The organism is Leifsonia poae (genome assembly GCF_027921845.1).
Lineage (GTDB): Bacteria > Actinomycetota > Actinomycetes > Actinomycetales > Microbacteriaceae > Leifsonia > Leifsonia poae.
In genome coordinates this window covers 163,701-185,931 of the sequence record NZ_BSEN01000003.1, presented here as the reverse complement: position 1 = coordinate 185,931, position 22,231 = coordinate 163,701, and the positions used below count along the sequence as shown (strand labels likewise).

22 protein-coding genes are annotated in these 22,231 nt (G+C 68.9%); 19 read left to right on the top strand and 3 right to left on the bottom strand.

Features of this window, described 5'->3' with window-relative positions:
• The first annotated feature begins 27 nt into the window (after nucleotides 1–27).
• Nucleotides 28–1,053, top strand: a complete 1,026-nt coding sequence (locus PKE84_RS04550) for a M23 family metallopeptidase (RefSeq protein ID WP_271176029.1) — start codon at nucleotides 28–30, stop codon at nucleotides 1,051–1,053.
• Nucleotides 1,046–2,401 (top strand): C40 family peptidase, encoded by a 1,356-nt coding sequence (locus PKE84_RS04545; RefSeq protein WP_271176028.1) that lies wholly within the window; start codon nucleotides 1,046–1,048, stop codon nucleotides 2,399–2,401. Before PKE84_RS04550 ends, PKE84_RS04545 begins: the two co-directional genes overlap by 8 nt.
• 76 nt (nucleotides 2,402–2,477) lie before the next feature.
• Here the strand turns inward: PKE84_RS04545 and ppa are convergent, their stop codons facing one another.
• Nucleotides 2,478–2,969, bottom strand: coding sequence for an inorganic diphosphatase (ppa, locus tag PKE84_RS04540; RefSeq protein ID WP_271176027.1), 492 nt, complete (start codon nucleotides 2,967–2,969; stop codon nucleotides 2,478–2,480).
• Nucleotides 2,970–3,074: 105 nt separating this feature from the next.
• Between ppa and tilS the strand changes: the two genes are divergently transcribed.
• The 13 genes from tilS (at nucleotide 3,075) to lysS (ending at nucleotide 15,215) form a co-directional block, all read left to right on the top strand.
• The gene (tilS, locus tag PKE84_RS04535; protein ID WP_271176026.1) at nucleotides 3,075–4,151 is read left to right on the top strand and encodes a tRNA lysidine(34) synthetase TilS; all 1,077 of its coding nucleotides are present in this window, start codon (nucleotides 3,075–3,077) and stop codon (nucleotides 4,149–4,151) included.
• A 16-nt stretch (nucleotides 4,152–4,167) separates the two neighbouring features.
• The gene (gene hpt / locus PKE84_RS04530; RefSeq protein ID WP_271176025.1) at nucleotides 4,168–4,719 is read left to right on the top strand and encodes a hypoxanthine phosphoribosyltransferase; all 552 of its coding nucleotides are present in this window, start codon (nucleotides 4,168–4,170) and stop codon (nucleotides 4,717–4,719) included.
• 108 nt (nucleotides 4,720–4,827) lie between these two features.
• Complete coding sequence (ftsH, locus tag PKE84_RS04525) at nucleotides 4,828–6,834, top strand: ATP-dependent zinc metalloprotease FtsH (protein ID WP_271176024.1); 2,007 nt, start codon at nucleotides 4,828–4,830, stop codon at nucleotides 6,832–6,834.
• A 13-nt stretch (nucleotides 6,835–6,847) separates the two neighbouring features.
• Nucleotides 6,848–7,423: a GTP cyclohydrolase I FolE gene (gene folE / locus PKE84_RS04520; RefSeq protein WP_271176023.1), complete on the top strand. Its 576-nt coding sequence runs from the start codon at nucleotides 6,848–6,850 to the stop codon at nucleotides 7,421–7,423.
• Nucleotides 7,420–8,223, top strand: a complete 804-nt coding sequence (folP, locus tag PKE84_RS04515; protein WP_271176022.1) for a dihydropteroate synthase — start codon at nucleotides 7,420–7,422, stop codon at nucleotides 8,221–8,223. Before folE ends, folP begins: the two co-directional genes overlap by 4 nt.
• Nucleotides 8,216–8,602, top strand: coding sequence for a dihydroneopterin aldolase (folB, locus tag PKE84_RS04510; RefSeq protein ID WP_271176021.1), 387 nt, complete (start codon nucleotides 8,216–8,218; stop codon nucleotides 8,600–8,602). The genes folP and folB overlap by 8 nt, the downstream gene beginning before the upstream one ends.
• The gene (gene folK, locus PKE84_RS04505) at nucleotides 8,599–9,147 is read left to right on the top strand and encodes a 2-amino-4-hydroxy-6-hydroxymethyldihydropteridine diphosphokinase (RefSeq protein ID WP_271176020.1); all 549 of its coding nucleotides are present in this window, start codon (nucleotides 8,599–8,601) and stop codon (nucleotides 9,145–9,147) included. Before folB ends, folK begins: the two co-directional genes overlap by 4 nt.
• Nucleotides 9,144–9,623: a DUF3180 domain-containing protein gene (locus PKE84_RS04500; RefSeq protein ID WP_271176019.1), complete on the top strand. Its 480-nt coding sequence runs from the start codon at nucleotides 9,144–9,146 to the stop codon at nucleotides 9,621–9,623. The genes folK and PKE84_RS04500 overlap by 4 nt, the downstream gene beginning before the upstream one ends.
• Nucleotides 9,607–10,092, top strand: coding sequence for a PH domain-containing protein (locus tag PKE84_RS04495; RefSeq protein ID WP_271176018.1), 486 nt, complete (start codon nucleotides 9,607–9,609; stop codon nucleotides 10,090–10,092). Before PKE84_RS04500 ends, PKE84_RS04495 begins: the two co-directional genes overlap by 17 nt.
• Nucleotides 10,089–11,876: a PH domain-containing protein gene (locus PKE84_RS04490; RefSeq protein WP_271176017.1), complete on the top strand. Its 1,788-nt coding sequence runs from the start codon at nucleotides 10,089–10,091 to the stop codon at nucleotides 11,874–11,876. Before PKE84_RS04495 ends, PKE84_RS04490 begins: the two co-directional genes overlap by 4 nt.
• Complete coding sequence (locus PKE84_RS04485; RefSeq protein ID WP_271176016.1) at nucleotides 11,876–12,730, top strand: DUF2520 domain-containing protein; 855 nt, start codon at nucleotides 11,876–11,878, stop codon at nucleotides 12,728–12,730. The genes PKE84_RS04490 and PKE84_RS04485 overlap by 1 nt, the downstream gene beginning before the upstream one ends.
• A 61-nt stretch (nucleotides 12,731–12,791) precedes the next feature.
• Nucleotides 12,792–13,667 (top strand): pantoate--beta-alanine ligase, encoded by an 876-nt coding sequence (gene panC / locus PKE84_RS04480; RefSeq protein WP_271176015.1) that lies wholly within the window; start codon nucleotides 12,792–12,794, stop codon nucleotides 13,665–13,667.
• Nucleotides 13,668–13,700: 33 nt separating this feature from the next.
• On the top strand, nucleotides 13,701–15,215 hold the full coding sequence (gene lysS, locus PKE84_RS04475) for a lysine--tRNA ligase (protein ID WP_271176014.1): 1,515 nt from the start codon (nucleotides 13,701–13,703) through the stop codon (nucleotides 15,213–15,215).
• 48 nt (nucleotides 15,216–15,263) lie between these two features.
• Here the strand turns inward: lysS and PKE84_RS04470 are convergent, their stop codons facing one another.
• Nucleotides 15,264–16,079 carry a cytochrome c oxidase assembly protein gene (locus tag PKE84_RS04470; RefSeq protein WP_271176013.1) on the bottom strand — a complete coding sequence of 272 codons (816 nt, stop codon included), beginning with the start codon at nucleotides 16,077–16,079 and terminating at the stop codon, nucleotides 15,264–15,266.
• A gap of 109 nt (nucleotides 16,080–16,188) precedes the next feature.
• On the opposite strand from PKE84_RS04470, the gene PKE84_RS04465 reads away from it, so the two are divergent.
• Nucleotides 16,189–16,362: a hypothetical protein gene (locus PKE84_RS04465; protein WP_271176012.1), complete on the top strand. Its 174-nt coding sequence runs from the start codon at nucleotides 16,189–16,191 to the stop codon at nucleotides 16,360–16,362.
• Between the two features lie 102 nt (nucleotides 16,363–16,464).
• Nucleotides 16,465–17,928, top strand: a complete 1,464-nt coding sequence (cls, locus tag PKE84_RS04460; RefSeq protein ID WP_271176011.1) for a cardiolipin synthase — start codon at nucleotides 16,465–16,467, stop codon at nucleotides 17,926–17,928.
• Between the two features lie 27 nt (nucleotides 17,929–17,955).
• Here the strand turns inward: cls and PKE84_RS04455 are convergent, their stop codons facing one another.
• A complete protein-coding gene (locus tag PKE84_RS04455) occupies nucleotides 17,956–18,936 on the bottom strand; it encodes a pirin family protein (RefSeq protein WP_271176010.1) in 981 nt (326 codons plus the stop codon).
• 58 nt (nucleotides 18,937–18,994) lie between these two features.
• On the opposite strand from PKE84_RS04455, the gene PKE84_RS04450 reads away from it, so the two are divergent.
• Nucleotides 18,995–19,444: a hypothetical protein gene (locus PKE84_RS04450; protein ID WP_271176009.1), complete on the top strand. Its 450-nt coding sequence runs from the start codon at nucleotides 18,995–18,997 to the stop codon at nucleotides 19,442–19,444.
• A 117-nt stretch (nucleotides 19,445–19,561) separates the two neighbouring features.
• A complete protein-coding gene (locus PKE84_RS04445) occupies nucleotides 19,562–22,087 on the top strand; it encodes an ATP-dependent Clp protease ATP-binding subunit (RefSeq protein ID WP_271176008.1) in 2,526 nt (841 codons plus the stop codon).
• Nucleotides 22,088–22,231 lie beyond the last annotated feature (144 nt).

Here is a 22,231-nt window from a genome sequence, read left to right as displayed (position 1 = left end):
GCCTACATCGCCCAGCTCAAAGTCGAGGTGGCGCAGACGAAGGCCGAAGCCGTCAAACGAGGCAAAGAACTCGAGGCCGCCCAAGCCAAACTCGATGACCAGAACATCAAGCTCGCCACGATCCAGAAACAGGCCGACGAGAGCAAGGCCAAGGCGGATGCCGCCAGCCTGCAGGCGGGCAAGCTGGCCGCCCAGCTCTACCGCAGCGGCGGGCGCAATCTCACTGCCAACCTCTTCCTGAGCGGGAACGGCGCTTCGGCCACCAGTCCCGACAAGCTCCTCGCCGACCTCGGCAGTATGTCGAAACTCGTCGAGCAGTCGAACAAGGTCTATGCGGACGCCAAGTCGTCCCAGAACACGGCGAAGGCACTCGGCGACCAGGCCAAGGTGGCCAAGGCCGAGCGCGAGAGGCTCCGCGTGCTGGCCCAGCAGGCACTCGCTGCGGCCGCTGCCGCGGCGAAGGCCGCTGAGACATCTCTCGCAGCGCAGCAGAAGCAGATCATCGTCATGAACGCGCAGCTCGCGTTCTTCCGCGACAAGACGGCTAAAACCGTCGCCGGCTACCAGAAGGGCGTCGCTGAGGCTGCGCGCCGCGCGGCGGCCGCCGGCTCGGGCGGGCTGCCAGGCGGATACGTCGGACCGCAGGGCTGGGCCGTTCCCGCGGCGGGCTCGATCACGGACGGCTTCGGGCCGCGTGTTTCGCCCGGCGGCGTCGGCAGCACCTGGCACATGGGCATCGACATCGGCGCCTATTGCAATGCCCCCATCTACGCCGCCGCAGCGGGCACCGTCGAATACGCGGGACCCAACGGCAGCTACGGAAACTTCGTCCTGGTCAACAACGGAAACGGTGTCGAGACCGGCTACGCGCACATCCGCGACGGCGGCATCATGGTCGGGGTCGGCCAGAACGTGGGTGCCGGTCAGCCGATCGCCCATGTCGGAACAACGGGAGCCTCCACCGGCTGCCACCTCCACTTCGAGGTGCGCATCAACGGTACGAAGATCGACGGCATCCCGTTCATGAGGGAAAGGCAGGCGCCACTTGGCTAGCCAGAACGACAAGAATTCGCGGGTCCGCCCCGGCATCGCCATCGGCGCCGGCGTGATGGGCGTCGTCACCGCATCCATCGGTGTGATCACCCCGCCGGCGTTCGCCGACGACTACCCGTCGTGGAACGAGGTGCAGCAGGCGAAGGCTAACGTCGCCAACCAGCAGGCAATGGTCGCCAACATCACCACGTTGATCTCGGGACTGCAGTCCAGTGTGGACGCAGCGCGCGTCGAGTCGGAGAAGGCCGCCGAGGCGTACTTCCAGGCGAAGATCGCGCTCGAGAAGGCGACGGCCAAGGCGAGTGGCCTGCAGAAGCAGGCGGAGGAAGCCGCGGCCAAGGCGAAGACGTCGCAGATGCGCGCCGGCCTGCTCGCGTCACACCTCGCCAAGTCCGGCGCCGGGGACGTCTCCGTCGACCTGATGCTCAAGGGGGGCGGCTCTGGAACCGAGGCCGACCAGCTGCTCTACCAGCTGGGGACGATGAGCAAGCTCACCGCGCAGTCGCAGGATGTCTACGCCCAGGCGACCAAGGACAAGAACGCGGCCGAGTCGCTCACGCAGCAGGCCAAGGTCGCGCAGACCGCGCGCGAGTCGCTCTCGAAGAAGGCGTCGGACGCCCTCGCGGCCGCGCAGGATGCGCAGAGTGCGGCTCAGGCGGCGCTGGCGACTCAGCAGCAGAAGTCGACCGAATTGGTGGCGCAGCTGGCAACGCTGAAGAACACCTCCACCCAGACCGAGGCGGCCTATCTTCAGGGCGAGCGCGTCAAGGCCGCTCAAGCCGCGGCGGCCGAGGCCGCACGCAAGGCCGCCGAGGAGGAGGCCCGCCGCAAGGCCGAAGAGGAGGCCCAGCACAACAACAACGGCGGCGGCAACTCGGGCGGCGGCAATTCCGGCGGCAACTCAGGCGGCAACTCCGGTGGTGGGAACACCTCCGGAGGCGGTGGGGGCGGCGTCGTCGCTCCGCCGAACGGCAACGCCGTCGATACCGCGATCGCCTACGCACGAGCCCAGCTCGGCAAGCCGTACGTGTTCGGTGGCGAGGGTCCGGGTTCGTTCGACTGCTCCGGCCTGACGATGAAGGCGTACGCGTATGCGGGCATCTACATCGGCGGCCACTCGGTGAACGACCAGTGGTACACGGCGGCGAGCCGCGGCCAGATCGTCTCGTCGAGCCAGCGTCAGGCCGGCGACCTCATCTTCTGGGGCAGCGGGCCCGGCAGCTTCTACCATGTCGGCATCTACATCGGCGGTGGCATGATGATCGCCGCTCCGACCGAGGGCGACGTGGTCAAGGTGCAGTCGGTCTGGGGTTCCCCCTGGTACCAGGTGGCGCGCCCCTCCGCCTGACGATCTCAGACAGCAACGAGAAAGGCTCCCGACCGGATGGTCGGGAGCCTTTCCCCTGTGTCAACCGCGCAGAGGGTCAGTGGCCCTCTTCGGCGAGCTTCTTGAAGCCGGCCTCGACGATCGCCTCCGCCTCGGCGGCGTCGCCCCAGGCGTCGACCTTGACCCACTTGCCGGGCTCGAGGTCTTTGTAGCGCTCGAAGAAGTGCTGGATCTCGTTGCGGGTCTCCTCGGGGATGTCGTTGACATCCTGGATGTGCTTCCAGCGCGGGTCCTTGTATGGCACCGCGATGACCTTGGCATCGCTGCCGGCCTCGTCGCTCATGTTGAGCACGCCGACAGGACGGACCTTCACGCCCACGCCCGGGAAGAGCGGGTACTCGAGGAGCACGAGCACGTCGACGGGGTCGCCGTCGAGGCCCAGGGTGTTCTCGAAGAACCCGTAGTCGGTGGGGTAGACGAAGCTCGTGAAGAGCACGCGGTCCAGGTACACACGACCGGTCTTGTGGTCGACCTCGTACTTGTTGCGGCTGCCCTTGGGGATTTCGATGATGACGTCGTATTCGGCCATGCCTAGCTCTCTCCTCGTTTGAAAGTCTGCAATCACGATACAGCGACCCGCTGCCGACCGGATTCGCCCGCGAGCGACCACAGGCTCGTGCAATAGCGTTACGGGATGCACGCAGACGGCTCCCCGGACCCCTCGCGCCGGCCACGGCTCACGCCGGCGATCGCGGATGTGCGCCGTGCGGTACGGGAGGCGCTCGCCGCCGCCGCCGCCCTCCCGACGCCGGACCCGCACGACGACCACGGCCCGGCGCGCCCGCAGTCGCTCGCGTCTGGCGCCCTCCTGCTGGTCGGCCTCAGTGGAGGCGCCGACTCCCTCGCCCTAGCGGCAGCGACTGCCTTCGAGGCGCCTCGGGCCGGCTATCGCGCCGGCGCCGTGGTCGTCGACCACGGCCTGCAGGAGGGCTCTGACCGCGTGGCCGCTGCGGCGGCCGCCCAGGCGGAGCAGCTCGGCCTCGACCCGGTGCTCGTGGAGACCGTGCGCGTCGACGACGAGGCGACGGGCCCGGAGGCCGCCGCCCGCAACGCCCGCCACGAGGCCTTCGACCGGGCCCTGGCTGCGACCGGAGCGGCGCGCATCCTGCTCGCCCACACCCTCGACGATCAGGCCGAGACGGTGCTGCTCGGTCTCGCCCGCGGCTCGGGCCCCACGAGTCTTCAGGGCATGCTGCCCGACACCGGCCGGCTGCTGCGTCCGCTGCTTGCACTCCGACGCGAGACGACCAGGGCGTTCTGCGCCGAGAGCGGCCTGCCGTTCTGGGACGATCCGCACAACGACGACCCGTCGTACGCACGGGTGCGCGTTCGGGCATCCGTGCTGCCCGTGCTGGAGCGGGAGCTCGGACCGGGGGTCGCGGAGGCGCTCGCCCGCACGGCCGAGCAGCTCCGCGAAGACAACGAGGCGCTCGACGGGCTCGCGCTCGAGTGGGCGCTCGAGCTCGTGACGCAGACCGACGACGGCCACGTCGCCCTGGACGTGCGCGGCCTATCGGCGGACCCCCCGGCGCTGCGTCAGCGGATCATCCGTCTGGTCGTCTCGTCGGAGTTCGGGGTGTCGCTCAGCCGCACGCACACCATCGCCGTCACGGAGCTGATCACCGACTGGCACGGCCAGAAAGCACTCAGCCTGCCAGGCGTTAGAGTTGTCAGGCAGAACGGGCTGCTCATTTTTTCTTCACAGACCTAAGGACCGCACCGCCCTCATGGAGTTCACGGACGTTAACGACGACCTGACCGAGATTCTCATCACCGAGGAGCAGATCCGCTCTCGCCTCGCCGAGCTGTGCCGCGAGATCGAGCGCGACTACGCCGGCAAGGATGTGCTGCTGATCGGCGTGCTGAAGGGCGCGGTCATGGTCATGGCCGACCTCGCGCGCGAGCTCAAGCTGCCGATCACGATGGACTGGATGGCGGTGAGCTCCTACGGCTCCGGCACCGCGTCGAGCGGCGTGGTGCGCATCCTCAAAGACCTCGACACCGATCTCAGCGGCAAGACCGTGCTGATCGTCGAAGACATCATCGACTCGGGGCTCACGCTGTCGTGGCTGCTCGCCAACCTGCGTTCGCGCGGTCCGGAGTCCATTGAGATCTGCACGCTGCTGCGCAAGCCGGAGGCGGCGCGCGTCGACATCGACGTCAAGTACGTCGGCTTCGAGATCCCGAACCAGTTCGTCGTCGGGTACGGCCTCGACTACGCGGAGAAGTACCGCAACCTGAGGGGCGTCGGCATCCTCGCTCCTGCGGTCTACAGCTAGCCGCACAGCCTGTCTACCGCGAGGCCCGCGGGCACTCGGCGACGCTAAGCGCGCCGAGAGCGAACACGCAGGCGGTGCACAGCGGCGGGGCGGTACTCTGGCTGCACCATGAACGCCAAGAAGATCTTCCGCGGGCCGATTCTCTACATCGTGCTGGCCATCATCGCCGTGTGGATCGGCTCGAGTCTGATCACGATGTCGGGTTTCAAGGGGGTGTCGACCCAGAAGGGTCTCGAGCTCCTCAAAGACGACAAGGTCGCGAGTGCGAAGATCGTCGACGGTGAGAACCGCGTCGACCTGACGCTGCTGCAGCCTGACAAGACGCTGGGCAGCCAGGTCCAGTTCTATTACGTGACCCCTCGTGGCACGGATGTGGTCGAGGCCGTCGACAACGCGAACCTGCCCAAGGGATACGACGACGAGGTGCCCCAGCCCAACTGGCTGCTGTCGGCGCTCGGCTTCCTCATCCCGGTGCTGCTGATCGGCGTGTTCTTCTGGATCATGCTCTCCGGCATGCAGGGCGGCGGCAACAAGGTCATGCAGTTCGGCAAGTCGCGCGCAAAGCTCGTGACCAAGGAGAGCCCGAAGGTGACGTTCGATGACGTCGCGGGCTCGGACGAGGCGATCGAAGAGCTCGAGGAGATCAAGGACTTCCTCAAGGAGCCGGCGAAGTTCCAGGCCGTCGGCGCCCGCATCCCCAAGGGCGTGCTGCTGTACGGCCCTCCCGGAACGGGTAAGACCCTGCTCGCCCGCGCTGTCGCAGGCGAGGCCGGCGTCCCCTTCTACTCCATCTCCGGTTCGGACTTCGTCGAGATGTTCGTCGGTGTCGGTGCGAGCCGTGTGCGCGACCTGTTCCAGCAGGCCAAGGAGAACGCTCCGGCCATCATCTTCGTCGACGAGATCGACGCGGTCGGCCGTCACCGCGGCGCCGGGCTCGGCGGCGGGCACGACGAGCGCGAGCAGACGCTCAACCAGCTGCTGGTCGAGATGGACGGCTTCGACCCGAAGACCAACGTCATCCTGATCGCGGCCACGAACCGTCCCGACATCCTCGACCCCGCGCTGCTGCGCCCCGGTCGTTTCGACCGTCAGATCGGCGTGGATGCTCCCGACATGCTCGGCCGCAAGAAGATCCTCGAGGTGCACGGGCGCGGCAAGCCGCTCGCCGCATCCGTCGACCTCGAAGTGCTGGCTCGCAAGACGCCCGGCTTCACCGGCGCCGACCTGGCGAACGTGCTGAACGAGGCGGCCCTGCTGACCGCGCGCTCCAACGCGCAGCTGATCGACAACCGCGCCCTCGACGAGGCCGTCGACCGCGTCATTGCCGGCCCCCAGAAGCGCACCAGAGTGATGCGCGACCAGGAGAAGCTCATCACGGCCTACCACGAGGGTGGCCACGCCCTCGCCGCCGCCGCGATGCGGCACACCGACCCGGTGACGAAGATCACGATCCTTCCGCGTGGACGCGCGCTCGGCTACACCATGGTGATGCCGATCGAAGACCGCTACTCGGTCTCGCGCAACGAGCTGCTCGACCAGCTGGCCTACGCCATGGGCGGACGCGTCGCGGAGGAGATCATCTTCCACGACCCCACCACGGGCGCCTCGAACGACATCGAGAAGGCGACCTCGATCGCCCGCAAGATGGTCACCGAGTACGGCATGAGCGCCGACATCGGCTCGGTCAAGCTGGGTCAGGCCAACGGCGAGATGTTCCTCGGCCGCGACATGGGTCACCAGCGCGACTACTCCGAGCGCATCGCCGAGCGGGTCGACGCCGAGGTGCGCGCCCTCATCGAGAAGGCGCACGACGAGGCGTGGGAGGTCATCAACGAGAACCGGGCGATCCTCGACCGGCTCGCGGCTGCGCTCCTCGAGCACGAGACGCTCGACCACAACCAGATCGCCGAGATCTTCAAAGACATCGTGCAGCTGCCCGAGCGCCCGCAGTGGCTCTCGAGCGACAAGCGTCCCCTCTCGGACGTTCCGCCGATCGAGTTCCCCAAGGCGAAGGCCCCCATCGATTCGGGTGCCGTCGACGGCGGGATCGACTCGGAGCCGCCGTCGAAGCCCAAGCGCGCCCCCGTACGCAAGCCGCGACCGGCCACGGCATAGAGCCGGCGCGCGCATGACCGGTTTCGATCGTCCGCGCATCGAGGCGGCCGTCGCCGAGATCCTCGCCGCCATCGGCGAGGATCCTGCGCGTCCGGGGCTCGAAACCACCCCGCAGCGGGTGGCCGACGCCTACGAGGAGTTCTTCTCGGGCATCGGCGCCGACCCGCTGGAGGACCTCGGCGAGCCGGTCCCGCTCGAGGGCCCGGATGCCGAGACGGTGCTGCTGCGCGACATCCGGTTCCGGTCGGTGTGCGAACACCACCTGCTCCCGTTCCTCGGTGTGGCGCACGTCGCCTACCTGCCGGGCGAGCGCGTTGTCGGACTGGGCCGCATCCCGCGCGTCATCGACACGCTGGCCGCACGCCCCCAGGTGCAGGAGCGCCTGACCGAGCAGATCGCCGACGTGATCGAGAGCGGTCTCGACGCGCGCGGAGTGCTCGTCGTCCTCGACGCCGCGCACACCTGCGTGACGACCCGCGGCGCGCGGCAGACGGACAGCACGACCGTGACCATCGCCTCGCGCGGGGCGTTCACCGAGCCGGCCGCCCGCGCCGAGCTGATCGCGCTGATCGGACGTGGCGTCGCGTGACGCTCATCATGGGCGTCCTCAACGTGACGCCGGACTCGTTCAGCGACGGCGGCCTGTGGTTCGAGGCCGACGCGGCGATCGATCACGCGCACCAGCTCGTCGCCCAGGGCGCGGACATCATCGACGTCGGTGGCGAGTCGACGCGTCCGGGCGCCGTGCGGGTCGATCCGGCCGAGGAGCGCACGCGTGTCATCCCGGTGATCCGCGCTCTGGCCGAGCGCGGCATCACCGTCAGCGTCGACACCATGAACGCGTCGACGGCACGCGCGGCGGCCGACGCCGGTGCCGCGATCATCAACGATGTGTCGGGCGGCCTGGCGGATCCGGACATGCCCCAGGCGGTGCTCGACACCGACCTGCAGTACGTCGTGATGCACTGGCGCGGCCAGAGCGACTCGATGGACACGCTCGCGCGCTACACCGACACGGTGTCGGAGGTGCGGTCGGAGCTTTCGGCGCGGCTGACCGACCTCGTGCAGCGCGGCGTCGACCCGTCGAAGCTCATCGTCGACCCCGGCCTCGGCTTCTCCAAGACCGGCGAGCACAACTGGCAGGTCCTCGGTGACCTGGCCGCGTTCGAGACCCTGGGCTATCCGGTGCTGATCGGGGCGTCGCGCAAGCGGTTCCTCGGCGCGCTGCTGCCCGACGGCGCCCCGGCGAGCGAGCGGGATGCCCCGACGGCCGTCATCAGCGCGCTCGCGGCAGAGGCGGGCGTCTGGGCCGTGCGCGTGCACGACGTGCCCTCGACGCGCATCGCACTGGATGTGGTCAGGGCATGGCAAGCTGGAAGAGATGACTAGGCCAGCTTCGTCCGGGGGATCCGACGCGATCATCCTCACCGGTCTGCGCGTGCGCGCCAACCACGGCGTCTACGACTTCGAGCGGGAGAACGGCCAGGACTTCGTGATCGACCTGACGGCGCACCTCGACCTCTCGCCCGCGTCGGCGAGCGACGACGTCGCGAACACGGTGCACTACGGCGAGCTCGCGGTGGAGGTGGCCGACGCCGTGCGCCGTGATCCCGTCGACCTCATCGAGACGGTCGCCGAACGCGTCGCCGCCGTCGTGCTCGGTCACCCCCCGGTGCTGGCGGTCGAGGTGACCGTGCACAAGCCCGACGCGCCCATCGAGGTGCCGTTCGGCGATGTCGCGGTGCGCATCCGGAGGGAGCGGTCGTGACCGCCGCCGTGCGTCCCAAGCCGCAGCGGCTGCGTCCGGCGGTTCCCGCCGTGCTCGCCTTCGGCGCGAACCTGGGCGACCGCGAGGCGACTCTGCGCGCGGCGCTCGCGACGCTCGAGACGACCCCGGGCATCCGGATCGACGCCGTGTCGCCGCTCTACGAGACGCCGGCACTCAAGCTCACCGGAGTGGACCACGACGCACCCGCGTACCTGAACGCCGTCGCCCGCATCCACACCACGCTCGACCCGCACGCGCTGCTCGACACGGTCAATGCGGTCGAAGACGAGCTGGGACGGGTTCGCCAGGAGCGCTGGGGTGATCGCACGATCGACATCGACATCGTCGACTACGACGGCCGCACCGCCGACGACGAACGTCTCACCCTGCCGCATCCGCGCGCGGCCGGGCGCGGCTTCGTGCTCGTTCCGTGGCTCGCGATCGATCCGGATGCGGTGCTCACCGGTCACGGACGCGTAGCCGACCTCGCGGCCGGCTCCGCCGACGTCGTGACCCCGTACGAAGCGAAGGGGACCGCCCGATGAGACGCACCAGGGCGACGTCCCTCATCGGCCTCGGCGTCGCCGGGGCGGTGATCGGCTTCCTGATCGAGCTCGCGGCCGCCGGCGGCGGAGTCGCCGTCTTCATCCCGCCGCTGAGCCTGCCGATCACCCTCGTCGTCATCGCGATCATCGTGGTGGCCTTCGCCATCCCGATCCGCCGCGCGACCCACGGGCGCACCTCGCGCCGCATCGACCCGTTCCAGGCCATGCGCATCGTCGTGCTCGCGAAGGCGTGCAGCCTGAGCGGCGCCCTCCTGACCGGCGCGGGCGCGGGCGTGCTGGTGTTCCTGCTGAGCCGCGCCGTGATCCCCGGCGGTTCCGCCGTGTGGCTGGCCGTCGCCACCACCGTCGGCGCCGCCGTACTACTCGCCGCCGGCCTCGTGGCCGAGCACATGTGCACGCTCCCCCCGGAAGACAACGACGACGATCCGGAGAACGCCCATGCAAAATCGCCTTGATCTCTCCGTCGGGGAGTGGAACCGGGTGTCGCCCAAGTACGTCGTCGTGGTCATCGTCAGCACGGTGATCTCCGGACTGATCGCCAGCGCGGTGTCGGTCTTCCTCTGGCTCGTCGCAGGCTGGAACGCGGGTTGGATCCTGCTCGCGGCCGTCGTCGTGATCAGCATCATCGCCCTGATCATCGCGCCACGGCGTGCGCGGTCGATCGGATATCGCACCCGCGAAGACGATCTGCTGTTCCGCCGCGGCATCATGTTCCAGCGCTTCGTCTCGGTGCCGTACGGCCGCATGCAGCTCATCGACATCAACCGCGGACCGGTCGGGCGCCTGCTCGGGCTGGCCGACCTCAAGTTCGTGACGGCCGCGGCGTCGACCGGCGTCGTCATCCCGGGGCTGCCCGAACCGGTGGCCGCAGAGTTGCGCGACCGCCTCGTCGAACTCGCGGAGAGCAGACGGGCCGGGCTGTGACCGGCGCCCAGCTCAGCCCCGCCGAGAAGGCCGCCGAGCGGTTCACCGACGGGGAGTGGCACCGCCTCCATCCGGCCACGCCGTTGCTGCGCGGCGGCATCGTGTTCATCGCGGTGCTCGGCTACGTGCTGTCGAATTTGCGCGAGCGCATCGTCACCTTCTTCGTCGGCGGCCCTGACTTCGGCGGCGACCCGCTCGACGAGATCTACAACCGCGGCTGGGAGGGCTGGGCGCTGCTCGCCCTCGTCGTCGTGCTGACCCTGTGCATCGGCGGCTTCTACCTGTCGTGGCGGATGCACAGCTTCCGCATCACCGGAGACGCGGTCGAGGTGCGCAGCGGCATCCTTTTCCGCACCCAGCGCAAGGCGCGGCTGGATCGCATCCAGGGCATCAACGTGGTGCGGCCGTTCCTGGCGCGCATCTTCGGTGCGGCGAAGCTGGACATCTCGGTGGCCGGGCACGACGCGAACGTGCAGCTCTCGTACCTCGGATCGACCCTCGCCGACGGGCTGCGCGGTGACGTACTGCGGCTGGCCTCGGGCGTGCGGGAGGCCGAGCGCTCCGAAGCGGCGGGCGGTGTCGACGGTGCGGCCGTCGACGGCGCAGCTGCCGGCGGCACGGCTGCCGGCGGCACGCCCACGCCGCCCCCGGCAGGGCCGGCCGTCGCGCTGTTCGACGCGAACGGCCAGCCGGTCGTCCCCGCACCGGCGGCGCGCACCGCCGGCGTCTCCGACCTCGTCAACCGCCGGGTGAACGAGTTCATGGCGCCCGAACTCGACCCGAACGCCGCGCCTCCGCAGTCGGTCGTGAAGATTCCGCCGTTGCGGTTGTTCGGCTCGCTGCTGCTGAGCGGATTCACCGTGTTCCTGCTGATCGTCGTCGCGCTCCTCGTCGTCGGTGCGTCGACCGGCCGGGTCTGGCTGCTGTTCGTCGTGCTGCCCGGCCTGATCGGTTCGGCGAGCTTCTACATCAACCGGTTCACCAAGTCCCTCCGGTACTCGATCGCGGGCACGCCCGACGGGGTGCGGCTCGGTTTCGGGCTCCTGAGCACCAGCAACGAGACGCTCCCGCCCGGCCGCATCCACGCCGTCGAGGTCATGCAGCCCCTGCTCTGGCGCCCGTTCGGCTGGTGGCAGATCCGGATCGACACCGCCGGCCACTCGCGCGAGAAAGGTGCCGCCGGTCAGCCCAACACGACGATGCTGCCGGTCGGCGACGCCAGGGACGTCGAACGGGTGCTCGCGCTCGTCCTCCCCGAGTTCGCCATCGAGGAGCATCGCGCGATCATCGCGGCCGGCATGACTTCACGCGGTCGCGACGATTTCGTCGGCAGCCCGAAGCGGGCGGCGTGGATCCGCCCGTTCTCCTGGCAGCGCACCGGCTACAGCATGATCGGCGGCGTGCTGCTGCTGCGGCGCGGCGTCGTCTGGCGCAGCCTCGCCATCGTGCCGCTCGCCCGCCTGCAGAGCCTCGAGCTCTACCAGGGCCCGATCGACCGGATGCTCGCCCTCGCGTCCACCCGGCTGCACACGGTCTCGGGCCCGGTGCGTCCCCGGCTGCCCGCCATCGACCGCGAGCAGAGCGTCGTGCTCTTCGACCAGGTCGCCGCAACGGCGATCACCTCGGCGCAGAGCGACCGCAGCCATCGCTGGGGAGCGTTCCCGCCGTCCCGTCCGCGGCCCGCGGTCGACCCCGGCGCGAACGCCGGCACCACCACCGCAACCCCCGGCGGCACTCCCAGCGGCACTCCCAGCGGCACTCCCACCGGAGAGGAACTCGGCTGATGGAGCGATCAGGACGCCTCGGACTCGGCATCATCGGAGCAGGGCGCGTCGGCCCCATCCTGGGAGCCGCCCTCGCCGGCGCCGGTCACGCGGTGGTCGGCATCTCGGCCGTTTCCCAGGCCAGCAGGGAGCGGGCGGGAGCGCTGCTGCCCGCCGTGCCGATCCTGGACGTGCCGACGATCGTCGAGCGCAGCGAACTCGTCATCATCGCGGTGCCCGACGACGAGCTGCCTGCGCTGGTCGCGGGCCTCGCCGCGACGGGAACCTGGCAGCCCGGGCAGATCGTGCTGCACACGGCTCCGGGGTTCGGCGTCGGCGTGCTGGCCCCGGCGGCCGCTGCGGGCGCGATCCCACTGGCCGTGCATCCGGCGCTCGAGTTCACCGGCACCAGCCTCGACCTCGCCCGACTCGCAGAGAGCTATTTCGCCGTCACCGCGCCGGGCCCGGTGCTGCCGATCGCCCAGGCGCTCGTCGTCGAGATGGGCGGCGAACCCGTGGTGATCGCGGAGGCCGACCGGGCCGCTTACGCCGAGGCCATCGCGACCGCGACCTCGTTCTCGCGCGCCATCGTGGAGCAATCGACGGGCATCCTGCGCGGGATCGGCGTGGAGAACGCCGGTGGCTTCCTCAGCTCGCTGGTGCGTTCGGCCGTCGACAACGCCCTCACGCATGCGACGCCGGCCGGCATGCTCGACGTGGGGAGCGTGCTCGACGGCTCGCGCGGCGGACTCGGAGCGTTCGGGCTGCCGTTCGACGACGGCGATGACGACGGCGATGACGGTACGGGCGGAAACCTCGGGCGCGAGGACGGGCGCGACCTCGGGCGCGACGACGGGCGCGACGACGACGAGTAGCCTGGATGTCCGGTCGTCTTCGTGAGCGCCCCGCTGGGGTGCGGCGATCGTAGGGGAGCAGATGCCTCAGGTCGTTTCCACCATCGCCGAACTGCGCTCGACGCTCGCGTCGGCCCGTGAGTCCGCCGTGCGCGAGGGCAGCTCCGACGCCCCCGCCTCGCGTGTGGTGTTCGTGCCGACCATGGGCGCCCTGCACGACGGCCACCTTCAGCTCGTCTCACGTGCGCGCGACCTCGGAGGCATCGTCGTCGTCTCGATCTTCGTCAACCCGCTCCAGTTCAGCGCCGGTGAGGATCTTGACCGCTACCCCCGCACCCTCGACGCCGACGTCGCCGCCCTCGACGGACTCGCCGACATCGTCTTCGCGCCGTCGGTGGACGAGATGTACCCGTACGGCCCGTCGGAGACCCGCGTCGCCGCCGGCCCCGTCGCGGCACTCTACGAGGGCGCTGTGCGCCCGGGGCACTTCGACGGGATGCTCACCGTCGTCGCGAAACTGCTCAACATCGTCGCGCCCGACGTCGCCGTGTTCGGGCAGAAGGATGCCCAGCAGGTGCACCTCGTCGGCCGTATGGTGCGCGACCTGAACCTCCCGGTCACGATCGCCGTCGTCGACACCGTGCGCGAGGCCGACGGTCTCGCGCTCTCGAGCCGCAACCGCTACCTGGGCGCCGACGACCGGGCCGCCGCCGTCGTGCTGTCGCAGGCGCTCGCCGCCGCTGAGGCCGCCGCCGCACAGGGCGCCGACGCCGTGGCCGCCGCCGCCCAGGCGCGCATCGACGCGGAGCCAGCCGTTAAGCTGGACTATCTCGTTGTCGTCGATCCGGAGACCTTCCTCGCCGTCGACGCCGGTCACCACGGCCCCGCCGTCGTGCTCGTCGCCGCCCGCTTCGGAACCACCAGGCTCATCGACAACGAACGCATCAGCATCCCCTGATCCGCCACCAGCCTCCCTGAACGAAAGACGCACATGAGCGACGCGCAGACCACCGAGCCTGAACTCACTGATGACGAGATCAGCGAGCAGAAGGCGGTTCGCCTGGCCAAGCGCGAGCGTCTGATCGACGAGGCGGCGACGCCGGCCGGCGGCGCGTACCCGGTCTCTGTGCCGGTGACGACGACCATCCCGGCGGTGCGTGAGAAGTGGGGGCACCTGGCGGCCGACGAGACGTCGGGCGAGGTCGTCGGTGTGGCCGGGCGCGTCGTGTTCCTGCGCAACACCGGCAAGCTCTGCTTCGCGGTGCTGCAGTCGGGCGACGGCACGCGCATCCAGGTGATGGTCTCGCTCGCGGCCGTCGGGCAGGAGTCGCTCGACTCCTGGAAGGAACTCGTCGACCTCGGCGACCACGTGTTCGCGTCCGGCGAGGTCATCTCGAGCCGCCGTGGTGAGCTCTCGATCATGGTGGCGGAGTGGGCCATCGCCGCCAAGGCGATCCTGCCGCTGCCGAACCTGCACAACGAGCTCAGCGAAGAGACGCGCGTGCGAAACCGCTACCTCGACCTGATCGCCCGCGAACAGGCGCGTGCCAACGTGCTCAACCGCGCCAAGGCCGTCGCCAGCCTGCGCCGCACCTTCGCCGAGCGCGACTTCGTCGAGGTCGAGACCCCGATGCTGCAGACCATGCACGGCGGTGCGTCGGCGCGTCCGTTCGTCACGCACTCCAATGCCTTCGACACCGACCTGTTCCTGCGGATCGCGCCGGAGCTGTACCTCAAGCGCGCCGTCGTCGGCGGCATCGACCACGTCTTCGAGATCAACCGCAACTTCCGCAACGAGGGCGCGGACTCCACGCACTCGCCGGAGTTCGCCATGCTCGAGGCCTACCAGGCGTACGGCGACTACAACTCGATCGCCGACCTGACCCAGACGCTGATCCAGAACGCGGCGAAGGCCATCAGCGGCTCGCACGTCGTCACCTGGGCGGACGGCACCGAATACGACCTGGGCGGCGAATGGGACCGCATCCGGATGTACGACAGCCTGTCGGATGCCGTCGGCGAGCCGATCACGCCCGAGACCCCGATGGTGCGACTGCGCGAGATCGCGGCCCAGGAGGGCATCGAGATCGAGCACCCCCTGCCCGGCAAGTACGTCGAGGAGCTGTGGGAGCACTTCGTCAAGGGGAACCTGGTGCGGCCGACGTTCGTGCTCGACTTCCCGGTGGACACGAGCCCGCTCGTACGCGCCCACCGCTCGCGCGAGGGTGTCGTGGAGAAGTGGGACCTCTACGTCCGCGGCTTCGAACTGGCGACCGGATACTCGGAGCTCGTCGACCCGGTCGTCCAGCGCGAGCGGTTCGTCGAGCAGGCCAAGCTCGCCGCGGCCGGCGACGGCGAGGCCATGCGCCTCGACGAGGAATTCCTGCGGGCGCTCGAGTTCGGCATGCCGCCGTCGGGCGGCATGGGCATGGGCATCGACCGGCTGCTGATGGCGCTGACCGGTCTGGGCATCCGCGAGACGATCCTGTTCCCGCTGGTCAAGTAACCGGCCTCACGTAACCGGCCCCGATCAACCGGGCCCGAGTTACCGGCTTCAGTGGTGCTGGCGCAGGTGCGCCTGGGTCAGCTCCTCCATCTGCTCGTCGGTGAGCTCGTCCATCTTCCTGCTCTCGCGGTGATCGCTGCGCATCCAGCGCACGAAGAGGAAGATCAGCACGGGAACGTCGGCGATCTCCGCGATGAACCACAGGAAGTCGCCCGAGAGGTGCTGGTCGTGCTGCGCCGTCGGGAACCAGATCGGCAGCCGTCCGATGATCGCGGGAGCGTGATCGAGGATGCCGTCGTTGAGCCGCAGCAGGAGCCCTGGCACCGCGTCGAGCAGCATCTCGACGAAGGCGAGCAGGAACTCGATCGTGATGAAGAACCCGGTTCGGATCACCGAGTGCGCCGCGATCGGCAGCACCATCAGGATGCCCGCCAGCGGTGCTAGCAGGGTGATCGTCCATTCCGACCACGGGCTGTCGCGCAGGATCGCCGCGGCGGGCGTCAGGAAGACGAGGAAGACGGCGCAGGCGAACAGCGGCGCGAAGATGGCGTTGCCGAACAGGCGGACGAGGCGGGAGCCGAGAACCGAATCTGCGAACCGCCGTGGCCGCCCGCTCAGGGCGGTGCGCGCGAGGGCGATCGGCAGGCCGAGGCTGATGAGGCCCGGCACGGCGAACAGGAGCAGGGCGATGCGGGTCGTGAACGCCCAGCGCAGCTCGCTGCTGTATGCACCGAGGAAGCCGAACGAGATCCACGCGTACGAACCGAGGCCCAGCGCGAAGAACAGGATGGTCGGCCGCAGCGGCCATCGGTGGCCCCGCCGTCGCAGTGACAGGATGCCCGCGAGATAGAGACCGCCGGACACGATGATCGCGGCGAAGGCGACGGGGTCGAAGCTCCAGGTCGTCAGGAAGGTCTGGATGGGGGGCGTGATGAACTCCGTTCACAGCTGGGGGCGTTACCATTATCAGGTTATGAATGACGTCGTCGCTGGCATCGTGTGGTCACTCGCACCGACCGTTCTCGTCGGGCTGCTCTTCTGGGTGATCATGCGCGCGATCATTCGAGCCGACCGCACCGAGCGCAAGGCGTATTCGCGCCTCGAGGCCGAAGAGCGCGCACGCCGCGGCCTGCCGCAGAAGCCGTAGCTGCGCACGTTCGCGCCGCGATTTCGCTACGGTAGCGATGTGTGGTTCGCGCCTGGCGTGAGCCACATCGTTCGGAATGGCTGACAGAGGGGACTCGCGCCGATGGACGCTGGACTCCTCCCGACGTTGATCGTGGGCTTGGCGTTGCTCGTCGACTTCGTGATCCGCGTCATCGCCGTCATCATCGTTCCCCGCAACCGCAAGCCGACCTCGGCCACGGCCTGGCTGCTCGCCATCTTCCTGATCCCGTACCTCGGCGTGCTGTTCTTCCTGCTGATCGGCAGCTACAAGCTCCCGAAGAGCCGGCGGACCAAGCAGGACGAGATCAACCGCTTCATCATCGACAGCACGGAGGGTATCGAGCGGGTCAGCCGCGACCACCCGTGGCCGCCCTGGCTCGAGTCGGTCGTCGAGCTGAACCGCAACCTCGGGGCGATGCCGCTCGTCGGCGGCAACAGCGCAACGCTCAACGGCGACTACCAGGGTTCGCTCGACGCGATGACCGACGAAGTGAACAAGGCGCGCAAGTACGTGCACGTCGAGTTCTACATCCTGACCTGCGACCAGACCACCAAGCCGTTCTTCGATGCGCTGGAGGCGGCGGTCAAGCGGGGCGTCACCGTGCGTGTGCTGCTCGACCACATCGCCTCGCTGCGCACGCGTGACTACAAGCACACGATCAAGCGCCTCACGGAGATGGGCGCCAAGTGGCAGCTCATGCTCCCGGTACAGCCGTTCAAGGGCAAGTACCAGCGCCCCGACCTGCGCAACCACCGCAAGCTGCTCATCGTCGACGGCGCCGTCGGATTCATGGGCTCGCAGAACGTGATCGACCGCAGCTACAACAAGAAGTCGAACATCCGCCGCGGCCTGAAGTGGAAAGAGCTGATCGTTCGGCTCGAGGGCCCGATCGTCGCCGGTCTCAACGCGATCTTCATCACCGACTGGTACAGCGAGACCGACGAACTCCTGCGCCGCGAGACGGAGCCGATCACCGCCGAGCTGACGACGGACTCCCTGGACGCCCAGGTGGTGCCGAGCGGTCCCGGATTCCGCGGCGAGAACAACCTGCGGCTGTTCCTCGCGCTGCTGTACTACGCGCAGGAGCGCATCGTCATCACGTCGCCGTACTTCGTGCCCGACGAGTCGATGCTGATGGCGATCACGACCGCCGTGCAGCGCGGTATCAAGGTCGACCTGTTCGTGTCGGAGATCGGCGACCAGGCGCTCGTGTACCACGCGCAGCGGTCGTACTACGAGGCCCTGCTGCGCGCCGGCGTGCGGATCTGGATGTACAAGAAGCCGTACATCCTGCACGCGAAGCACTTCACGATCGACGACGACGTCGCGGTGATCGGCTCGAGCAACATGGACATGCGCTCGTTCCAGCTGAACATGGAGGTCTCGCTGATGGTGCGCGGGCGCTCGTTCGTCGACGAGATGCGCGCGGTCGAAGACGGCTACCGCCGCGACAGCAAGGAGCTCACGCTCGACGAGTGGATGAAGCAGCCACTGCGCTCGACCGTGCTCGACAACCTCGCGCGGCTCACCTCAGCCCTCCAGTAGGGCACCTGCCGCCCTCGACGGGAGGCGTCAGCCGCGCGGCTTGAGTCGCACCGTCGGCAGCTCGGGCGCCGGGAGGGGCGACCCGTCATAGCCGGTCACCTCGCCGAACCGGCCGGCCGGATCGTCGCCGGCGATCACGTCGGCCTGCCACTGGGCGCGATACTGCACGATGTCGTCGTGGCTGCGGCCGATGAAGTTCCACCACATCACGATCTGCTCGCCCAGCGGTTCACCCCCGAGCAGGATGAGCCGGGCATCCGTGTCGCCGGCGGTCAGCTCGACCGACGACCGGCCGGGGCACAGGTAGGCGAGGTGGTTGACAGGCACGTCGACACCCGCGACCGTCACGGCGCCGGCATCGACCAGGATGCCGTGCTCGAACGATCCGTCGAGGGGCACCTCCACCGTCGATCCGGCCGGGACCGTCAGTTGCGCACCCAGCAGCGGGCTGAACATCGACGCATCCGTCCCGCTGCCGGCGAGCGCGCCGACGAAGGCGCGCACCTCGGCCGCGCCGAGTCGCGTCGCCAGCGGCACATGATGCTCGAAGAACGGAGCGACATCGCGCGTCGCCGCCGGGAGCGCCACCCACAGCTGCACGCCGTGCAGCCGCGCGGTGCCCGGCGTCGACACCTCCGAGTGGCTGATGCCGCGGCCGGCCGTCATCAGGTTGAGCTCGCCCGGTCGCACGAGTTCGTGCGTTCCCACGCTGTCGCGGTGCTCGATCTCGCCCTCGAAGAGCCAGCTCACCGTCTGCAGCCCGGTGTGCGGATGCGGTGGGACGCGCATCCCGCCGGTCGCCGACACGTCGTCGGGGCCGTAGTGATCGATGAAGCACCAGCCGCCGATCAGCGAGCGCCGTCGCTGGGGGAGCGTGCGGCGAACGTTCATGGCGCGGGGGCCGCCGAGCGGCACATCGCGCGGTTCGAGGATCTCCACAGGCGACTCGGTCGTCAGCGTTCCGCCGTCGACGAGCAGTTCCGCCGGGTCGCGCTCCAGGTTGCTCACACGAGCATCCTAAGTCGCACTCAGGCACCCGGTGGCCTGGCTTTCTAGAATGGGTCCCGTGATCTCGACTCCCGCCCCCGCCCGTTCCGCCGCCCGGGTCCGTCTGCCGTTCGCGGCCGCGGGAGTGCTGCTCGTCTCGCTCGCGCTGGCCGGATGCTCGACCGCGTCGAACAAGCCGATCGACCAGTACGCGGGGGAGCCGAAAGGCGTCGAGGCGCCGGCCAGCAGTGCGGGAGGCGCCGCCTACGCCGTGTGGATGAAGAACGGCCAGCAGTTCGCCATCACGCTCTACGGCAGCTCGAGCTGCCCGCCGAAGATCGCGTCGGTGTCGACCGTCGCGAGCAACCAGCTGAAGGCGACCCTCGCTCCGGCGCCGGGCGGTGTGTGCACCCGCGACTACGTCCCCTACACGACCGTGTTCCGCACCCCGAGCGGCATCACCACCACCTCGGATGTGACGGTGAAGCTGCCGGACTCCACGCTGACGTTGCCCGGCCTGCCCGGCTGATCCTGCGCATCCGCTGATCTCGTCACGCCCACGGCGAACAGGGGCAGTATCGGCGCGCATCGGTGGTTACTCTCTTTGTATCGATGCCAACCCTGCAACGGCACCGGAGGAGTAGACATGTTCGAGAGATTCACCGATAGAGCCCGCCGCGTCGTCGTCTTGGCACAAGAAGAAGCCAAGATGCTCAACCACAACTACATCGGCACTGAGCACATCCTGCTCGGGCTGATTCACGAGGGTGAGGGTGTCGCGGCCAAGGCGCTCGAGTCGCTCGGCATCTCCCTCGATGCCGTGCGCGAGCAGGTTCAAGACATCATCGGCCAGGGTCAGCAGCAGCCGACCGGCCACATCCCCTTCACGCCGCGCGCCAAGAAGGTGCTGGAGCTTTCGCTTCGCGAGGCCCTGCAGCTCGGCCACAACTACATCGGCACGGAGCACATCCTGCTCGGCCTGATCCGCGAGGGCGAGGGCGTCGCCGCCCAGGTGCTCGTGAAGCTCGGCGCCGACCTCAACCGCGTGCGCCAGCAGGTCATCCAGCTCCTGAGCGGATACCAGGGCAAGGAGCAGGTCCAGGTCGGAGGCAACGATCAGGCCACCGCGCAGGCAGGCAGCCAGATCCTCGACCAGTTCGGCCGCAACCTCACGCAGGCGGCGCGGGACAACAAGCTCGACCCCGTGATCGGGCGCGAGAAGGAGATCGAGCGGGTCATGCAGATCCTGTCCCGACGCTCCAAGAACAACCCCGTGCTGATCGGCGAGCCCGGCGTCGGCAAGACCGCCGTCGTCGAAGGCCTCGCCCAGGCGATCGTGCGCGGCGACGTTCCGGAGACGCTGAAGGACAAGCAGCTCTACACTCTCGACCTCGGTTCGCTGATCGCCGGCTCCCGCTACCGCGGTGACTTCGAGGAGCGCCTGAAGAAGGTCACCAAGGAGATCCGCACCCGCGGCGACATCATCACGTTCATCGACGAGATCCACACCCTGGTGGGTGCTGGTGCCGCTGAGGGCGCGATCGACGCGGCGAGCATCCTGAAGCCGCTGCTCGCCCGTGGTGAGCTGCAGACCATCGGCGCGACCACGCTCGACGAGTACCGCAAGCACTTCGAGAAGGATGCCGCTCTCGAGCGCCGCTTCCAGCCGATCCAGGTGAACGAGCCGTCGCTGCCGCACACGATCAACATCCTCAAGGGGCTGCGCGACCGTTACGAGGCGCACCACAAGGTGTCCATCACCGACGGCGCCATCGTCTCGGCGGCCAACCTCGCCGACCGGTACATCCAGGACCGCTTCCTGCCCGACAAGGCCATCGACCTGATCGACGAGGCCGGCGCCCGCCTGCGTCTGTCGATCCTGTCGGCTCCGCCGGAGCTGCGCGAGTTCGACGACAAGATCGCCGCCGTTCGTTCGCAGAAAGAAGCCGCGATCGAAGACCAGGACTTCGAGAAGGCCGCATCGCTGCGCGACGAGGAGAAGAACCTCCTCGGAGAGCGCCTGCGCCTCGAGAAGCAGTGGCGTTCCGGTGACGTGAAGACCACGGCCGAGGTCGATGAGGGTCTCATCGCCGAGGTGCTGGCTCAGGCCACGGGCATCCCGGTGTTCAAGCTCACCGAGGAGGAGTCGGCTCGACTCGTCTTCATGGAGAAGGCACTGCACCAGCGCGTCATCGGTCAGGAGGAGGCCATCTCGGCGCTCTCCAAGACCATCCGCCGCACGCGTGCCGGTCTGAAGGACCCGAAGCGCCCCTCCGGTTCGTTCATCTTCGCCGGCCCCACCGGCGTCGGTAAGACCGAGCTGGCCAAGGCGCTCGCCGAGTTCCTGTTCGACGACGAGTCGGCCATGATCTCCCTCGACATGTCGGAGTACGGCGAGAAGCACACGGTCTCGCGACTGTTCGGTGCCCCTCCCGGATTCGTCGGCTTCGAAGAGGGCGGCCAGCTCACCGAGAAGGTGCGCCGCAAGCCGTTCAGCGTGGTGCTGTTCGACGAGATCGAGAAGGCGCACCCGGACATCTTCAACTCGCTGCTTCAGATTCTGGAGGAGGGACGCCTGACGGATGGCCAGGGTCGCGTGGTCGACTTCAAGAACACCGTGATCATCATGACCACCAACCTCGGTACGAAGGACATCTCCGGCGGCCCGGTCGGCTTCCAGATCGAGGGCGACCCGCAGACCGGTTACGACCGGATGCGCGGCAAGGTCTACGAAGAGCTGAAGAAGAACTTCAAGCCGGAGTTCCTCAACCGTGTCGACGAGATCATCGTCTTCCCGCAGCTGTCGAAGCCCGAGCTGCTGCAGATCGTCGACCTGTTCATCAAGCGCCTGTCGGCTCGACTGCTCGACCGTGACATGACCATCACGCTGGAGCAGGCCGCCAAGGAGCGCCTCATCGAGGTCGGGTTCGACCCGACGCTCGGAGCTCGTCCGCTGCGCCGCGCGGTGCAGCACGAGATCGAGGACCGCCTGAGCGAGCGCATCCTGCACGGCGAGCTGAACGCGGGCGACCACGTGCACGTCGACTTCAAGGACGGCGAGTTCGTGTTCACCACCGAATCGCGCAAGGAGCCGGTCGGCGCGGGCATCAACGCCACGGCCGCCCTCGGCACCGGCCCAGCGACGCCCGACCTGGCCGCCTCGAGCGACTAACCGGCGCTCGAGTCGTACGACGAGCGGGGCCGCCTCTTCGGAGGCGGCCCCGCTTTCGCGTGCCGCGGGGCATGCTCGCGGGGCGCGCCGCTCCCGCCGCGCGCCGCTCCCGCCGCGCGCCGCGCGGCCCGCGCCTACGCGGCG

Excerpts from the sequence above, each read along its gene's own strand:
- ppa (WP_271176027.1), bottom strand. The coding sequence starts at position 2,969 with ATGGCCGAATACGACGTCATCATCGAAATCCCCAAGGGCAGCCGCAAC.
- tilS (WP_271176026.1), top strand. The coding sequence starts at position 3,075 with ATGCACGCAGACGGCTCCCCGGACCCCTCGCGCCGGCCACGGCTCACG.
- hpt (WP_271176025.1), top strand. The coding sequence starts at position 4,168 with ATGGAGTTCACGGACGTTAACGACGACCTGACCGAGATTCTCATCACC.
- ftsH (WP_271176024.1), top strand. The coding sequence starts at position 4,828 with ATGAACGCCAAGAAGATCTTCCGCGGGCCGATTCTCTACATCGTGCTG.
- folE (WP_271176023.1), top strand. The coding sequence starts at position 6,848 with ATGACCGGTTTCGATCGTCCGCGCATCGAGGCGGCCGTCGCCGAGATC.
- folB (WP_271176021.1), top strand. The coding sequence starts at position 8,216 with ATGACTAGGCCAGCTTCGTCCGGGGGATCCGACGCGATCATCCTCACC.
- PKE84_RS04500 (WP_271176019.1), top strand. The coding sequence starts at position 9,144 with ATGAGACGCACCAGGGCGACGTCCCTCATCGGCCTCGGCGTCGCCGGG.
- PKE84_RS04495 (WP_271176018.1), top strand. The coding sequence starts at position 9,607 with ATGCAAAATCGCCTTGATCTCTCCGTCGGGGAGTGGAACCGGGTGTCG.
- PKE84_RS04485 (WP_271176016.1), top strand. The coding sequence starts at position 11,876 with ATGGAGCGATCAGGACGCCTCGGACTCGGCATCATCGGAGCAGGGCGC.
- panC (WP_271176015.1), top strand. The coding sequence starts at position 12,792 with ATGCCTCAGGTCGTTTCCACCATCGCCGAACTGCGCTCGACGCTCGCG.
- lysS (WP_271176014.1), top strand. The coding sequence starts at position 13,701 with ATGAGCGACGCGCAGACCACCGAGCCTGAACTCACTGATGACGAGATC.
- PKE84_RS04465 (WP_271176012.1), top strand. The coding sequence starts at position 16,189 with ATGAATGACGTCGTCGCTGGCATCGTGTGGTCACTCGCACCGACCGTT.
- cls (WP_271176011.1), top strand. The coding sequence starts at position 16,465 with ATGGACGCTGGACTCCTCCCGACGTTGATCGTGGGCTTGGCGTTGCTC.
- PKE84_RS04445 (WP_271176008.1), top strand. The coding sequence starts at position 19,562 with ATGTTCGAGAGATTCACCGATAGAGCCCGCCGCGTCGTCGTCTTGGCA.